Genomic DNA, 16,655 nt, shown 5'->3' on the forward strand with positions numbered 1-16,655 from the left:
GGCCACCGCAACAATCTGAGGGAATTTACGCTGTGACAAGTCTGCTGGGGAAACTTGGGCTCAAACGGCGCCACAAGAAGATCGTCAACGGTACCGCTTTTGGTGCCGCCGTGGCCGTCGTGGTGACCGGTGCCGTGCTCTATCCGGGGTTCAAGACCACCGAGGTGGAGTTGAACGACGGCGGCGTCTGGGTGGTGTCGAAGTCCAAGAACGCGGTGGGGCGGTTGAATTATCCGTCGCGGGTCTTGGACGGTGCGGTGACGCCGGCGTCGACGACGTTCGACATTCTCCAGGATGCCGGGGATGTGTTTGTTGATGATGAGACGGGTTCGACGCTGAACCAGGTCTCGCCGGCAAACATGCGCCTGGGCGGGGACAAGCAGTTGCCGGGGGCCGCGGATGTGAGTTTTGGTTCCGAAGTCATTTCCGTGACGGATGCGGCGTCGGGCAAGGTGTGGGCGGTATCGCCGTCCACGATCAACGGATTTGATGAGGAAGCGTCCGAGCCTGTGCTGGTGGGTTCGGAGGGCACGGTGTCCGCGGTGGGTGCCGATGACCGGATCTATTCTGCGGACCCGGAGGCCGGCACGGTGACGGTCACCGGAGTGGACGCGAACGGGGCTGTCACGTCGTCCGAGTCCGAGACCTGGGATGCCCTGAAGGGCGCGGGGGACCTGCAGATCACGGTGGTGGGGGACCGGCCGGTGCTGTTGGATGCGGCGGCGGGGAGCCTGTTCCTGCCGGGCGGTAAGCGGCTGCAGCTGGACAACGCACGGGATGCGAAGCTGCAGCAGACGGGCCCGGGCAGTGATTTTGTTGCCGTTGCCACCCAGAAGGCCTTGTTGAAGCAGCCGCTGGACGGCGGCACCGCGAAGACGGTGACGTTCGACGGCGAGGGCGTGCCGGCTGCCCCCGTCCAGTTGGGCGGGTGCGTGCATGCAGCGTGGTCGGGCGCGAACAAATACGTGCGCGACTGCCTCAACGACGGTGATGACAAGAACGTGGACGTGCCCAAGGCCAGTGCGTCGCCGTCGTACGTGTTCCGGGTGAACCGGGACCTGGTGGTCCTCAACGACGTGAACTCCGGCAACGTGTGGCTGGTCAACCAGAACATGCAGCTGGTCAACAACTGGGACGACGTCGTCCCGCCCAAGAACGAGTCCGACGAACAGGACCAGGAGTCCGCGGACAACAACACCATCAACGTCCTGCCGGACCGCACCAAGCCGAACCGTCCGCCGGAAACCAAGCCCGACGCCGTCGGCGTGCGTCCCGGACGCACCACCATCCTCAGCGTCCTGGACAACGATTCGGACCCCGACGGCGACGTGCTTACCGCGGCCCTGTCCGACTCCGGCCCGCAGGCGGGCACCCTCGAAAACATCTACGGCGGCACCGCGTTCCAGATCTCGGTGCCTGCTGACGCCAGGCCCGGCACTGAGACGTTCAACTACAACGCCTCCGATGGGCGCGGCCTCTCTGCCGGCGGCCAGGTCACCCTCAACGTGGTGGGCGCGGACGAGAACAAGCCGCCGCAGTTCAAGCGCGGCGACGACACCACCGTGCTGGTTGAACAGGGCAAGACCGTCAGCCAGAACATCCTCACGGACTGGATCGACCCGGACGGCGACGACCTGGTCCTCCTGGACGCCAGGGCAGACAACGACCAGGACCAGGTCAAAGTCCGCCGCGACGGCCTCCTGACGTTCCAGGACTCGGGCGCCACCGCCGGCAAGAAGACGGTGGAGGTCACCATCTGGGACGGCCGGGCAACGGTGACCGGCAAGGTTATCGTCAACGTCCAGCCGCCGGGCGCGCTGGCCCCCGTGGTCAACGCAGACCACGTCACGGCAGTCGTCGGCCAGGACCTGGTGGTTTCCCCGTTGAAGAACGACGTCGACCCCAACGGCGGTGCCCTCCGGCTCGCCCAGGTCGAGGCAAACGGTCCTGCGGACCTGGGACCCGTCACCGATGGCGGCACCTTCACCTTCCGCAGCACCACGCCGGGTCCCGTCTACCTGACCTACATCGCCAGCAACGGGCCGCAAAGCAGCCAGGGGCTGATCCGCGTGGACGTGGAATCCGGGGACGAGGCAGGCAACCCGGTGGCAGTCCACGACGTGGCCCTGATGCCCACGGGCGGCAGCGTCCTGCTGGACCCGCTCGCCAACGACTCCGACCCCTCCGGCGGAGTCCTGGTGCTGCAGTCCGTCAAGCTGCCGGAAAACTCCACAGCATCGGTCAGCGTGATCAACCACAGCGTCCTGCGGATCACGGACATCCTCGGCACCAAGGACCCCATTCTCTTCGAATACACCATGTCCAACGGCAGGAAGTCCGCCACGGGCAGCGTGTCCGTGGTCCCCGTCCCGGCCCCGGCCGTCGTGGAGGCTCCGCAGCCCAAACCGGACGAGGTCAATGTCCGCGTCAACGATGTGGTGACCATCCCGGTGCTGGACAACGACACCCACCCGCAAGGCCAGGAACTCACCGTTGACCCGGTCCTGCCGCAGGGCGTGGACCCCGTGGACGGCAAGAGCTTCGTCTCCGAAAATACCCTGCGCTTCATTGCCGGCAGCCAGCCCAAGACGGTGCGCGCCATCTACAACGCCGTGGACCCTCAGGGCCAGAAAAGCGCTGCCGCGGTGACCATCCACATCCTTCCGCTGGAAGGCGCCGAGAACACCCGGCCCCAGCCGCGCAACCTCACCGCCCGCGTGGTGGCATCCGGTACCGTGCGCATCCCCGTCCCCCTGGACGGCATCGATCCCGACGGCGATTCCGTCCAGCTCACGGGCATCGACAGCACGCCGGCCATGGGCACCGCCACGGTGGGCAGCAACTTCATTGATTTCACGGCGGCCGGTGACGGCGCCGGAACCGACACCTTCCGCTACAAGGTGGTGGACCGCCAGGGAGCTGTCAACACCGGAACGGTCACGGTGGGCATCGCACCCCGCGGTGAGGTGAACCAGAAACCCACCCCCGTCGACGACGAGGTGCGCGTCCGCCCCGGCCGGCAGATCGCCGTCGACGCCACCGGCAACGACACCGATCCCGACGGCGACCTGATCCGGATCCTCACGGACGGCATGGAGGCGGACCCGGCCCTGCAGGCCAGCGTCAGCAAGGCGAGCGGCCGGATCCTGCTCATGGCCCCGGGCGAGGCCGGCACAGTCAACGTCCGCTACACCATCGCCGATGACAGGGACGCCTCCGCCCAGGCAACCATCCGCGTGGTGGTGGACCCCGAAGTGCCGCTCAAGGCCCCTATCGCCCGCGACGACAGGGTGACCTCGGCCCAGACCATGGGCAAGACCGCCGTCGACGTCCCCGTCCTGAAAAACGACGAAGACCCCGACGGCGTGGGCGAGAACCTGAAGATCAGCACCGAGCAGCCACGGCGAGGCCGGGTGCCGACGGCAATATGATCGTGGACCTCACCGAGCAGCCGCAGCTCATCCCCTACACAGTCGAGGACGTGGACGGACAGCAGTCCACCGCGGTCATCTGGGTTCCCGGCCTCGGCCAGCAGGTGCCCACCCTGGCCAAGGACGAAGTCCTGGAGGTCATCGCCGGACAGTCCGTGGACGTGGACCTGGACGAATGGGTCAAGGTCCGTGAGGGCCGCTCACCCCGCCTGACCCAGGCCGACAGGATCAAGCTGATCGGCTCCGACGGCAGCAACCCCATGACCGGCGACGGCGACGGACTGAAGTACACGGCCGGCACCGATTACGTGGGACCCGGTTCGCTGACCTTCGAAGTCACGGACGGCACCGGACCGGACGACCCGGCGGGCCTGAAGTCCACCCTCAGCATCCGCACCAAGGTGCTGCCCGACCCCAACCGCAACAACCCGCCCGAGCTCCTGGGCGCTTCCCTGGATGTTCCCAAGGGCGACTCAGCCAGCACCGACCTGGGCAAGCTGACCTCAGATCCTGACCAGGACGACGTCGAGAAGATGAAGTATGAGCTGGTGGGCGGAGCTCCCGCGGGCTTCAACGCCAGCGTCGAGGGCCGGACATTGAAGGTGTCCGCAACCGATTCCAGCGGCACCGGCACCAGCGGCGCCCTGCAGGTCAAGGCAAGGGACCCCCGCGGACTGGAGGCAACTGCCACGTACCAGCTCGCAGTCACGGCCTCCAACCGGCCCAAGCCGGTGGCCAACGACGACCTGGAGCCGAACGCGGCGGCGGGCAAGCCGGTCACGGTCAACGTGCTGGCGAACGACGCCAACCCGTTCCCGGAAACGCCGCTGAAGATCATCGCCGCCGGCACCGAAACCGGCAGCGGCAACGTGGACGTCAACGGTGATTCCGTGGTGGTGACCCCCGCCCCGGGCTTCACCGGAACCATGGTGGTCTCCTACACGGTGGCGGACAAGACGGGGGATACGTCCCGGCAGGCTACGGCACGGGTCCGGCTCACGGTGAAGGACAAGCCACAGGCCCCCGCAACGCCACAGGCACAAAGCGTGGGGGACCAGACCGCGCTCCTGACCTGGACGGCACCTGCAGACCGTGGCTCGGCTATCACGAAGTACACGGTGTACGGCGAGGGCGGCTTCCAGCAGGACTGTCCCGCCAACACCTGCACGCTCAACGGCCTGACCAACAACACGAAGTACCACTTCCAGGTCACGGCCACCAACGAGTTCGGCGAATCGGACCGTTCACCGGCCTCCGCGGAGGTCCGCCCGGACGTCAAGCCGGATACTCCGCTCGCGCCGCAGCTGAAGTTCGGCGACAAGGAGCTGTCCATCAACTGGACGGCACCTGCCAGCAAGGGCTCGCCGGTCAAGTCCTATGACCTGGAGATTTCACCACCGCCCGCCGGCCAGAACGCCCAGGTCCAGAACCTGACCGCCGTGAGCTACGTCTGGAAGGGCCTGCAGAACGGCGTTTCCTACAAGGTCCGGGTCCTGGCCCGCAACGACGCCAAGGAACCATCCGAATGGAGCCCCTATTCGGCAGCCGAGGTGCCGGCGGGGTGCCGGCCACCCCCGCGGCACCCACCGCCGTGCAGGTCCAGCCGGTAGGCAGCCAAAGCCAGATGCGGGTTTCCTGGACGGCGCCCAACAACAACGGTGACGCAGTCTCCGCGTACACCCTGACCACGCTCCGCGGCGGTGCCGTGGTGGCCACCCAGCAGGTGGCGGACACCATGCAGAACGTCACGGTGGACAACTCGGAGACCAACTACACCTTCACGGTCTCAGCCACGAACAAGGCCGGCACCAGCGGAACCAGCGCGCCGTCGCCGGCTGTGCGGGCTGCGGGTAAACCCGGCCAGGTTAATAGCGGAACCGTGAAGGCCACGGGTACCAGCGGACAGCTGGAAGTAACCTTCACTCCTCTGACGGATGCCCAGCGCAACGGTTCAACCCCGGCCGAAATCACCTACTCCTACAACGCCGACGGCAGGAGCGGGCCAATCAATGCCGGGGGAGGAACCATCGGCGGCCTGACCAACGGCAGGGACATCACGGTCACCATCATCGCCACGTCCACCAAGAACAGCATGTCCGGCGACGCCAAGGCCATTGGCGCCGGCAACCCCTACGGACCGGCGAACGCCCCCAATATCGACGGACGCACGTCAGCCAAGGGCGACGGCGAGGTCCACTGGACCTGGAACGACCCCAATACCAACGGCCGGCCGCTGAGCCACTACGAGGTCAGCTACGAGGGAGGAGGCTGGATCAACGTGGGCAAGGTGAACCGCTACGACCGTTCCGCCGGCGGCTGGGACCAGGCCCGCCAGCTCCGCGTGCGCGCGGTGACCATTGTGAACGGTGCCATTGGCGGACCAGTGACATCCAGGTCCGGCGCCGACCCCACACCGCCGCCGCCAACCTCGTGGAATATCACGGCCACCCCGGTCCGCAGCTGCACCGAACCCCGCAAGGGAACGGACAGCTACGTGGCAGGCAACCCGTCCCAGTGCACCGGTGAGGGCAAATGGCTTGATGCCGGTGCCGCCTCCACGACCGACCGCTACCAGGTCTGGTACAAGACCTCGAACAACCCCAGCGGCATCTGGTACCACCTGACCTCCGGCATGGCGGCCGGCAACTGGATCCGCTGCGATACCTCCAGCCTCGGCTGCAACCCGCCTGCCGGGATGCCCAACCGCTAGTCCGGCGCCGCCACCACAGCAGCGGGGCCGGACCGGCCCCGCAAAAGACCTTGAATCCAGGAAGAGGAAGAGCCACCCATGACCATGACCACCGAGCAGGCCGCCTGGTTTGCCGACACGTTCGAAAAACTCGTTGCCAACGTGGGCCAGGCCGTCCTCGGCAAGGAGCACGTCATCAGGCTGACGTTCACGGCGATGCTCGCCGAGGGCCATGTCCTGTTCGAGGACGCCCCCGGCACGGGCAAGACCTCCCTCGCCCGCGCCCTCGCCGCCACCGTGCAGGGCTCGAACAACCGCATCCAGTTCACCCCCGACCTGCTGCCCTCGGACGTCACCGGCGTGACCATCTACGACCAGAAGACGCAGAAATTCGAGTTCCACAAGGGCCCGATCTTCAACAACATCGTCCTCGCCGACGAAATCAACCGCGCCTCGCCCAAAACCCAGTCCGCGCTCCTGGAGGTCATGGAGGAATCCCGGGTCACCGTGGACGGCGTCACCTACTCGGCCGGGCGGCCGTTCATGGTGATGGCGACGCAAAACCCCATTGAGCAGGCGGGAACCTACCGCCTCCCCGAGGCCCAGCTGGACCGCTTCCTGATCAAAACCTCCATCGGCTACCCGGACCACGCGTCCACCGTGCGGTTGCTGGCCGGGTCCAATGTCAAGGACCGGTCCAAGGAACTGCCGGCAGTGATCACCACCCAGGCCGTCGCCGACATGGCCGACCTCGCCGCCACCGCGCATGTGGACACGGCCGTCCTGGAATACATCTCCCGGCTCTGCGAGGAAACCCGCAGCGCGCCCGAAACCCGGCTGGGCGTCTCGGTGCGCGGAGCGCTCGCCATGGTGCGTGCAGCCAAGGTCTGGGCCGCATCCCAGGGCAGGAACTTCGTCCTTCCGGACGACATCAAGGAACTGGCCCCGGTGGTGTGGACCCACCGCTTCGTCATGGACCCGGAGGCGGAGTTCTCCGGCGCCACGGCCGAGGCGGTCCTCACCCGGATCCTCGCAGACGTCGCCGCGCCGCAGCAGCGCACCAACGCCTGACCGGCGCCGGCCCGTCCCGCAGCACCCTTAAACAGCGCAACATAACGAAGGCACACATATGTCCAGCGGCACCCCGTTGATCCGGCTCGCGGAGCGTCTGAAGCAACCCTTCGCCAGGAACGCCCGCCTCCACCCCTCCGCCGTCTGGGCTGAGGCCAGCAGCACGGCCGCCTTGGCCCTTGCCCCGGCCTGGCGGACGGCACGCGGCGTCTGGCTGAAATACGCCTGGCCGGTCCTCTCGGTGGTCAGCATCCTGGGCTGGTCCGTGCTGGCCGCCGCTGTCCTGCTGTGGGTGACCGGGCAGGCCTTCGGCTGGCAGGAGGCCAAGGCGGCGGCCATCGCGGCGTTCGTCATGTTCGTGGTTGCCGTCGGCTTCATCCTTGGCCGCTCGTCCTACGGGGTTGTGCTGGACCTCGCGCGCACCCGCGTGGCGGTAGGGGACAGCGCCGTGGGCAGCATCGCGGTGTCCAACACCTCCGCCCGCCCCCTGCTGCCGGCTGCCCTGGAACTGCCCGTGGGCAATGCCACCGCCGTGTTCCACCTGCCCCGGATGAAGCCCGGGCAGGTCCATGAGGACCTGTTCACCATCCCCACCGCCCGACGCGCCGTGATCGTCGTCGGGCCCGTGCGGTCGGTCCGGGCGGACCCCCTGCACCTGCTGCGCCGCCAGGTCCTGTGGACAGAACCGGAGGACCTCTTCGTCCATCCGCGCACGGTTGCCCTGGCCGGTTCCGCCGCAGGCTTCATCCGCGACCTCGAGGGCATGCCCACCACCGACCTGTCCAGCGCTGATGTGTCCTTCCATGCCCTGCGCGACTACGTGCCCGGGGATGACCGGCGGCACATCCACTGGAAGACCACGGCCCGTACCAACAAGCTCATGGTGCGCCAGTTCGAAGAGACCAGGCGGGCCCACCTCGCCATCTCGCTGTCCATCAACACGGACGAATACGCCTCCGAAACCGAGTTCGAAATGGCTATCTCCGCGGCCGCCTCCATCGGCCGCCAGGCCATCCGGGAACAGCGGGAGCTGGACATCATCACCCAAAAAGGCCCCCTCCGCTGCGAAACGGGCCGCAACATGCTGGACGACATGACCAGGATCGTGGGCGCACCCATGCGCCGCACCGCCGTCGACCTCGCAAGGACCCTCGCCGACACCGTGCCCAATGCCTCCGTGACGTTCTTCGTGGTGGGCAGCAACGTGACCGCCACGCAGCTCCGCTCCGCCGCCGTATCCGTTCCGCCCGGCGTGCGCAGCCTCGCCGTCCGGGTGGAAGCAGGCGCCGCTCCCAGCAGGGCCAACATCGCGGACCTGACCGTGCTGACGCTTGGCGACCTGGCCGACCTCGCCATCGTGCTGAGAAAGGCGGCAGCATGAGCTCCGCACCGGGCAGAACCTCTCCAACCCACGGGCCCCGCAGGACATCCCGCCGCGCGGCGGCGCCCACCCGGGAGGAGTCCGCCTTCGCCGACGGCCAGCCGCGCTGGCATTTCGTGCTCGACGCCGGCGCGCTCACCGTCCTGCTCGGGCTGGGCCTGCTCGGTTTCGGGCTCAGCTTCGGCGGCGACCCCTACTACCTGCTGTCGGGCTTTGGCGGCATCGTCCTGGGCCTGGCCATCGGCGCTGCCAACGCACACCTGCGGCTCGGGCTGCTGATCACCACGGCCCTGGCCCTTGGGGCGTACCTCATCTTCGGTACGCTGCTGGCCGTCCCCGACTCCGCCATCGCCGGATTCGTTCCCACCCTGGATTCGCTGCGGATCCTGCTGTTGGGCATCGTTTTCGCCTGGAAGGACATGCTCACGGTCGGCGTTCCGGTGGGAACTGCCGGCGGGGTGCTCATCGTCCCCTTCCTCAGTTCGCTGATCACCGCCCTCGTGGCTGCGGTCCTGACCTGGCGGGTTCGGAGCCCCTACTTTCCGCTCCTGCCCGTCCTGGTCCTCTTCGTCACCGGCATCGCGTTCAGCACCAACGCCGCCTTCCTCACCCTCGAGCGCGGCATCGGCCTCACGGTCCTCGGCATCGCTGGGCAACCTTCCGGCGGGACGCCCTGCGGCGGAACAGCACCCGCAGGGTTGCGGTCAACAACCCGCAGGCCGATTCCTCCGCCACCCGGCGCGCCAGGATCCGCCGGCTCGGCATGGCCGCTGGCGTCATCGCCGTCAGCGTCGCCGTCACCGCCCTGTCCGCGCCGCTGGTATCCGCCGGCAATGAACGGAAAGTGCTCCGCAACGTTGTGGTGCCGCCGTTCGACCCCAAGGACTACATCACGCCGCTGGCGAGCTTCCGGACCTACGTCAAGGACAAGAAGGACGACACGCTCTTCGTGGTCAAGGGCCTGCCGCGCGACGGCAGGGTACGTCTGGGTGCACTGGACGCCTTCAACGGCACCAACTACACCATGGATCCCAACGGCTCCGGCAACTTCAGCAAGGTGGGCGACACCGAGTCCATCAATACCCTTGCGGACACCTCCGGCACCGTTCCCACCAGGGACTACGCGATCGACATCACTATCGAGGACTACCAGGGCTTCTTTGTCCCCGGCGGCCGGAAAACCACCGGCCTGAGCTTCGACGAGGGCGCCTCGGCGGCCGCGTCCGGACTGTACTTCAACTCCGGCACGGACACCGCAGTCACCACCAACGGCCTGACCCGGGGCGATTCCTACAGTGTCCAGGTGTCCGACCCCGTCAAGCTGGAACACGGGCAGTTGACGCAGTACGACTTTGCCAAAATGTCCATGCCCGACGCCCTCGAGGTCCCCCCGGTGGTCGCGTCCCAGGCGAACGACCTGTCCGCGGACGCGCCCACGGCCATCGACCGGGTCCGCCAGATCGAAGCCCACTTCCAGAAGACCGGTGCCTTCAGCAACGGCCTGGTCAGCGAAGGGCAGCTGCCCAGCGTCTCGGGCCACGGTTCGGCCCGGATCCGGAACCTGCTGACCGCCAAGCAGATGCTCGGCGACGATGAGCAGTACGCCGTTGCCATGTCCCTGATGCTCCGCCACCTGGGCATTCCGTCCCGCGTGGTGATGGGCTTCTACCCGGATCCCACCAGCCCGGAAAACGGCGCCGGCGAAGTCAAGATCACCGGCAAGAACGTCCACGCCTGGGTGGAAGTGGCCTTTGAACGCGTGGGCTGGGTCAGCTTCGATCCCACTCCGCCCAAGGACAACGTTCCCATTCCGCCGGACCCGGAGAACAAGTCCAAGCCCAAGCCGCAGGTCCTGCAGCCGCCACCCCCGCCGCAGGAGCCGGCCGACCTGCCGCCGGACTCCTCGCCCGACGCCCTGGACGCAGACCAGAAGAAGAACAACCCGTGGCTGTTCTGGGGCGCCCTCCTGGGAGCGCTGGGCGTTGCCCTGATTCCGCTGTCCATCCTGGCGCTGCCGCTGCTGCTGATCGCCCTGCTGAAATCACGACGGCGGAAAGCGCGCTTCCGCGACGGCCACCCCGCCCAGCGGGTGGGCGGAGGATGGAGCGAGGTGGTGAGCCTTGCCACCGACATGGGCGCCGCCGTCGATACCCGCTCCACCCGCCGCGAGAGCGCGGCCGTGCTCGCCGAGGCGTTCCCGGCCAGCAAAGGGACCACCGCTATGCTCGCACGGCGCGCGGACGCCTCGATCTTCGGTGCGGGCCAGCCTACGGAGGAAGAAGTCAGGGAATACTGGACCATCGTGGACGGCTCGCTGAAGGAAATGACTGCCACCGTTGGATTCTGGCGGCGGCAGCAGGCACGGTTCTCGCCGCGGTCGCTCCTCGCTGACGCCCGGACTCTCCTGAGCCTGCGCGGCACCCGGCTGGCACTGCCCGCCCTGAAGCTGCCGGGGCGCCGCCCGTCCGCCGCCGGCAACGGACCGGACCAGCCTGACACCGCAGCACCCCCAACAGGCCCGTCCCCGACAGACATCCCTCCAACACAAGGACCCAAGCAGCAGTGACCTCCGATCCGTGCGTTGCCCGCGCTGCCAGCAAACAGTCCGCACCGGGGCGGCGTTCTGCACCGCCTGCGGGGCGCCCCTTCCCAACCGTGCGGCGCGCAGCCTCCACAACCAGGACCATGGAGGGGCCAACGGTTCCAGCGGGGCCATCGACCCCAGGACCGGGCTGCCCGCCGCGCATGTGCCGGCGATTCCCGGTACTATCCCGGTAGTACAAACGCCCCCGGCACAGCAGGCCGCGGGCATCGCGGGCACGGGGCTGGGGAGCGCCGGCGGTTCCACCGGGCAGGTGGGGGCCGCTCCAGGGGGAGGAACGGGAATGGCAACAAACCTTCAGCTGGTTCCTGCCACGGCGGGCAAGCGGCTTGGCGCCGCCGTCATCGACTGGCTCCCGCCGCTGGTCGTCCTGGTGGTGACGTTCGCCGTCGGTTTCGCCGGCATCACCCGTACCCGCAGCGGCGGCTTCATCACCTACGACACGGCGTCGCTGGTGTTGTTCGGCGGCATCGGGCTGGCGCTGACCCTGGCCTACCTGCTGGTGGTCATGGGCCTGGAGGCCCGGACCGGGAAAACGCCGGGAAACCTGCTGATGGGCATCCGCAGCGCTGATAACGACGGCTACGCACCCGGTGCGGGTGCTGTCTTCCTGCGCGGCCTCATCACTGGGGCGGGCATCCTCCTGGCGGTCCTCGCGGCCATCCTGGTGGTGGTCTTCCAATGGTTCGGCGCTGCCCTCTTCATCCTCGGGCCGCTGCTGCTTGCGGGCGCCGGCTGGGCCGTGACAGTGGTGGTCTCGAACAGCTGGGACAAGAACGGCGGGCTGCGGGGCTGGCATGACGCCGCGGCCAAGACACTTGCCTTTGACGTGAAGGCAGGCCGCGACCCCATCACCACCGGCGGCATCCAGGGCCCCTACAGTTTCGCGCCGCTGGACCTGCCGCCCGTGCAGCCGGTGCTTTCCCCGGTTGCGGGTGCCGCGACCCCCAAGATCATCAATGCGCAGGCGCCGCTGCAGGCCCAGCGCGATTCCGGTCCGGGACTGCCTCCGCAGTCGCTGCCGGCACAGGCTCCGCCTCCGCAGACTGTGGCGACACAAACTCCGACGCCGGCCCAGGCTCCGCCTTTCCAGACGCTGCCCTCGCAGACCATGCCGTACACCACCCCGGCATCCTTCGCGCCGCCCGCCGAGGGCCAGGTGCCGCCCTCCTTCGACGACGACGTCGAACGCACCAGGTGCGCCCCGGCGCCTCCGGCCCCGCGCCCGTGGCGGTCCTTCGGATCCGGCTCGACGACGGCCGTGACTTCCAGCTGGACCGCAGCGTCCTGGTGGGCCGCAACCCCGTGGGCCAGGCGGGGGAACAGCACGCCCAGCTGCTCGCCGTCGACGACCCCGGCCGCTCCATTTCCAAGACACACCTGCACCTGCTCACGGACGGAGCCGGGATCTGGGTGACGGACCGGAATTCAACGAACGGCAGCGCCGTGACCACCCCCGACGGACACCGCACGGCACTGGTGCCGGGCGTCCCCAGCTTTGTTACCCCCGGCTCCAGCGTCCATTTTGGAGACCGAACCTTTTACCTAGGACAGGCATGAACCAACAGCCCGCCAGCGATTCCTCAACCATGCAACCGGGACAGGGCCTTACCCTAACCGTCGGTTACGGGACGGACCGGGGACTCCGCAGGGAGCTGAACGAGGATTCCTACATCGCCTCCGACCCCGTTTTCGCCGTGGCGGACGGAATGGGCGGCCATGAAGCCGGCGAGATCGCCAGCGGCATCTGCGTGCGTGCCCTGGCCGCCATGCCCCAGCTGACCACCGGCGAGCGGACGGCCACTGCCGCGGTCCTCCAGCAATACCTGGTCCACGCCGACCTCTCCATCCGCGAAGCCACCGGCGCCCGTGCCGGCACCACCCTGACAGGTGCCGTCGTCGTGGAGCAGATGGGTGTGCCGTACTGGCTGGTGATGAATATCGGGGACTCGCGGACGTACCGGCTCAGCCAGGGCCGCTTCGAGCAGATCAGCGTTGACCACTCCGAGGTCCAGGAACTGGTGGACGCGGGGGAGATCACGCCCCAGCAGGCCACTGTCCACCCGCGCCGCCACGTGGTCACCCGCGCCCTGGGCACAGGCGACGAGACCGAGGCCGACTACTGGCTCCTTCCTGTCGAGGAGGGGGACCGGATCCTCGTCTGCTCCGACGGGCTCACCTCCGAACTGGGCGACGAACACATCCACCGCATCCTCAGCACCGCAGGCCAGCCCCAGGATGCGGTGGATGCCCTCATCCAGGCAGCCCTGCGCAACGGCGGCCGGGACAACGTCACGGTGATCGTGGTGGACGCCCGGAACGTCCTGAACGACGCCGGTGCCGCCACCACCGCGCCCCGGCACGACGCGGCGGCAGAGGACGAGGTGACACTCCCGCGGGGCCAGGCACCCCGGACGGACACCGCGCCGGCCACGCACACCGCGCCTGCCACAAACCTCGGTGAAGGACAGGACGCCAATGAAGGAGGGGAACGCCACGATGGCCGGCACTAGCTACATCCCGGGCTCCTGGTTCGGCGTTGTCCGTTCCGGCACCGCTGTCCTCCTTGGCCCGGACACCCCGCCTGCCCTCGCCGGGGCCCTCTGGGACCTGCTGGCGGACGGTCCCGAGGTCCACGAAGTGCTCCACGCCGTCACCAGCAGCTCGGGCGGTTCACTGGCCAGCATCCCCTCCTTCGGGATCCTGGACTTCAAAGGGTCCCTGCGGGTCTTCCTCCGCGGCGGGCTGGACCTCACCGTCAGCCAGCCGCAGGGGCCGGTGGAACTCGACGGGCGCGATGTCACCACCTGGACCGAGCGCCGCTTCGCGCTGCCGGGACCCTGCACCCTCACCATTCCCGGTGCCGGGGCCGCCGGCCTGCCTGAACTCCCGCTGCGCGAAGGTGTGGTCCTGCTGCAGTCGCTGAGCCTGGGGCTGGGGGCGGACCAGCCGGCCCTCGCCACCGGGACCTCCGCGGCGGCCCTTGTGGTGGACCCGGACGGCAACGCGGATGTGCGGCAGATTATCGAGGATGTTCCCGCGCCCGCCGCCGCCGAACCGGTTGTCGAAGAATCTGCCGCCAGTGAGCCGGTTGTTGAAGAACCTGCCGCCACTGAGCCGGTAGCCGCCGAGCCGGTTGTCACTGACGAACCCGCCCCGGCCGCCGTCGACCCTGAGCAGGCTGACCCTGAACCGGCTGACACTGGTCCATCAACCCTGAACCCATCAACCTTGACCCCGTCGACCCTGACCCCATCGATCCCGATGTGACAATCCTTCCGGACCAGGGGGTGTCGTCGGAAACGGTCCTTGGCGTGATTGACGATGAGTCGGACCCCCTGGAAGGGCCGGAATCCGGCCAGGAACCAGGGGGAATGCCGGCGTCCGCGCCTGCCACCGACCACACCAGTTCCTACGACCACCTGTGGGAGCGCACCGTGGTGCGGAACATCGAGGATGCCGCCGTGCGGGAGGACCCGGAGGAGGAACACGCCGGGAACGGACCCGCCCCTGCCCCTGCTCTGGAGCCGGCCGCCGGCCGTCCTTCCTTGGAAACCGCCGGGACTGACCCTGCGGAGCCTGCTGCGGCGGCCGGTTCCGCACAGGCACCTGCACCGGCACAGCCCGAACCGTCCCATCCTGCTCCACCCCAGCCTGCAACTGTCCAGCCCGCCCCTGTTCCTCCCGTCCAGGCGGGGTCCTGATCGACTCCGTACCGTGGCGGACCCCGCACGCCGGTTCTGCTGCGCCGCCTGCGCCGGAGCCCGTTTTCGGGGCAGTCCCGCCATCGCCCGCACCTGCACCGGCCGGGGATGCCCCGCAAGCCGCCGGGGCCGGCTTCGACGGCGACCACGACGGCCAGACAGTCATGAAGAGCAGCCTCGCCGGCACGGCGTCCAGTCCTGCGCCGGCCATGCCGGTGGAGGATGCCGATGGTAAGGAGCCGGACGGTCCCATGGTGCTGGCCCGGGTGTGCGGCCACGGCCACGCGAATCCGCCCACCCGCGCCCAGTGCTCGGCCTGCGGTGCGGTGCTGCTGCCGGATGCCGTGCAGGTGGCGCGTCCCCGGCTCGGCCGTGTCCGGATGTCCACCGGCGAATTGCTGGACCTGGACCAGTCCCTGGTGATCGGCCGCCAGCCGTCGGTGTCCCGGGTGCAGGGCGGCGTCATGCCCCGCCTGGTCCAGGTGGCAAGCCCCGGCGGCGACATCTCCCGTTCCCACGTGGAGGTCCGCCTGGAGGGCTGGCACGTCATGCTCTGCGACCTGAAGGCGACCAACGGCACCGTCCTGGTCCGGGAGGGCCAGCCGCCGCGGCGCCTTGCCCAGAACGAGATGGCCATCCTGCTGGACGGCGACATCGCCGAGCTCGGCGACAACATCTCGTTGCGTTTTGAGGAGATTCCTTGAGTTCCAAACGGCCTGTAGCGCCGCCGCCCCGCATCCCGGGGTTCACGTACATCAGCCTGCTCGGCTCCGGCGGGTTTTCCGACGTCTACCTCTACGAGCAGGACCGGCCCCGCCGGAAGGTCGCCGTCAAGGTGCTCGTCTCGGACCTGAAGACCGAAGGCGCGCGCCGCCGCTTCGAGTCCGAGGCCAACCTGATGGCCCAGCTGTCCTCGCACCCCTACATCGTCACCATCTTCGAGGCGGAAGTGACCGATGACGGGCACTCCTACCTGGCCATGGAGTATTGCTCCCGGCCCAGCCTGGACGTCCGCTACCGGCGGCAGCGGTTCAGCGTGGACGAGGTCCTGGCCGTCGGCATCCAGGTGGCATCCGCCGTCGAGACAGCCCACCGCGCCGGCATCGCGCACCGCGACATCAAGCCCGCCAATATCCTGGTGACGGACTACAACCGGCCCGCGCTCACCGACTTCGGCATCTCGGGCACCCTGGCCGGGGATTCCGACGACGATTCGGGCATGTCCATCCCGTGGTCCCCGCCGGAGCAGTTCAGGGACGGCAGCGTGGACGGGGTGATGGTGGACGTCTGGGCCCTGGGCGCCACGCTGTACACGCTCCTGGCCGGCCGGTCGCCCTTCGTGCTGCCCGGGGCGGACAACTCCCAGCGGGAACTGATCAACAGGATCAGCAACACACCCCTGCCCCGCCTTGGTCGGGCCGATGTTCCGGAATCGCTGGAGCTTGCCCTCGCCACGGCCATGGCCAAGTCGCCACAGTCCCGCTACTCGTCCGCACACGCGTTCGCCCTGGCCCTGCAGCGCATCCAGGCCGAGCTGAACCTGTCCGTGACTCCCTTCGAGGTACTCGAGGAGCCGCACCACGAGGACAGCCACCCGGACGAAGGCGTCGAGGAGACGCGGGTCCGCAGCATCGCCGCCATCGACCCGGAACGGACGGGCAGCGCGCCCACCTTCCCGGCACGCACCCGGCCCCAGCCCGCTTCCGCCGGACCGGCCCCCGATTCTGCCGCCACCGCTGCCCGGCAGCAGTTTTCCACCGACGCCGGGACTCGCTCC

The 16,655-nt window shown here is 68.5% G+C and carries 8 protein-coding genes and 2 pseudogenes; all 10 read left to right on the forward strand.

Features of this window, described 5'->3' with window-relative positions; all coding sequences use genetic code 11:
* Positions 1-32: 32 nt before the first annotated feature.
* A pseudogene (locus tag G205_RS00545) lies at positions 33-6,141 on the forward strand (Ig-like domain-containing protein).
* A gap of 78 nt (positions 6,142-6,219) precedes the next feature.
* Entirely contained in the window at positions 6,220-7,191 is a 972-nt protein-coding gene (locus G205_RS00550; RefSeq protein WP_009356297.1) for an AAA family ATPase, read from the forward strand.
* A 58-nt stretch (positions 7,192-7,249) separates the two neighbouring features.
* The gene (locus G205_RS00555) at positions 7,250-8,572 is read left to right on the forward strand and encodes a DUF58 domain-containing protein (RefSeq protein ID WP_009356298.1); all 1,323 of its coding nucleotides are present in this window, start codon (positions 7,250-7,252) and stop codon (positions 8,570-8,572) included.
* Positions 8,569-11,138, forward strand: a pseudogene (locus tag G205_RS00560) (transglutaminase TgpA family protein). The gene G205_RS00555 and the pseudogene G205_RS00560 overlap by 4 nt, the downstream one beginning before the upstream one ends.
* Before the next feature lie 319 nt (positions 11,139-11,457).
* Positions 11,458-12,591 (forward strand): RDD family protein, encoded by a 1,134-nt coding sequence (locus tag G205_RS00565; protein ID WP_235046725.1) that lies wholly within the window; start codon positions 11,458-11,460, stop codon positions 12,589-12,591.
* A gap of 139 nt (positions 12,592-12,730) precedes the next feature.
* Positions 12,731-13,687 carry a PP2C family protein-serine/threonine phosphatase gene (locus G205_RS00570; protein WP_009356299.1) on the forward strand — a complete coding sequence of 319 codons (957 nt, stop codon included), beginning with the start codon at positions 12,731-12,733 and terminating at the stop codon, positions 13,685-13,687.
* Entirely contained in the window at positions 13,674-14,444 is a 771-nt protein-coding gene (locus G205_RS21595; RefSeq protein WP_052013966.1) for a hypothetical protein, read from the forward strand. The genes G205_RS00570 and G205_RS21595 overlap by 14 nt, the downstream gene beginning before the upstream one ends.
* Positions 14,441-14,878: a hypothetical protein gene (locus tag G205_RS22300; RefSeq protein ID WP_152419481.1), complete on the forward strand. Its 438-nt coding sequence runs from the start codon at positions 14,441-14,443 to the stop codon at positions 14,876-14,878. Before G205_RS21595 ends, G205_RS22300 begins: the two co-directional genes overlap by 4 nt.
* A 164-nt stretch (positions 14,879-15,042) precedes the next feature.
* Positions 15,043-15,582, forward strand: coding sequence for an FHA domain-containing protein (locus G205_RS22305; RefSeq protein WP_052013970.1), 540 nt, complete (start codon positions 15,043-15,045; stop codon positions 15,580-15,582).
* A partial coding sequence (locus G205_RS00580; RefSeq protein ID WP_009356300.1) for a serine/threonine-protein kinase occupies positions 15,579-16,655 on the forward strand: 1,077 nt, incomplete at its 3' end. The genes G205_RS22305 and G205_RS00580, both read left to right, overlap by 4 nt.

It is taken from the genome of Arthrobacter nitrophenolicus (assembly GCF_000332815.1).
Classification (GTDB): Bacteria; Actinomycetota; Actinomycetes; order Actinomycetales; family Micrococcaceae; genus Arthrobacter; species Arthrobacter nitrophenolicus.

Coding starts and splice junctions, on each gene's coding strand:
- G205_RS00565 (WP_235046725.1), top strand. CDS start 11,458: ATGGCAACAAACCTTCAGCTGGTTCCTGCCACGGCGGGCAAGCGGCTT.
- G205_RS00570 (WP_009356299.1), top strand. CDS start 12,731: ATGAACCAACAGCCCGCCAGCGATTCCTCAACCATGCAACCGGGACAG.
- G205_RS00550 (WP_009356297.1), top strand. CDS start 6,220: ATGACCATGACCACCGAGCAGGCCGCCTGGTTTGCCGACACGTTCGAA.
- G205_RS00555 (WP_009356298.1), top strand. CDS start 7,250: ATGTCCAGCGGCACCCCGTTGATCCGGCTCGCGGAGCGTCTGAAGCAA.
- G205_RS22305 (WP_052013970.1), top strand. CDS start 15,043: ATGAAGAGCAGCCTCGCCGGCACGGCGTCCAGTCCTGCGCCGGCCATG.
- G205_RS21595 (WP_052013966.1), top strand. CDS start 13,674: ATGGCCGGCACTAGCTACATCCCGGGCTCCTGGTTCGGCGTTGTCCGT.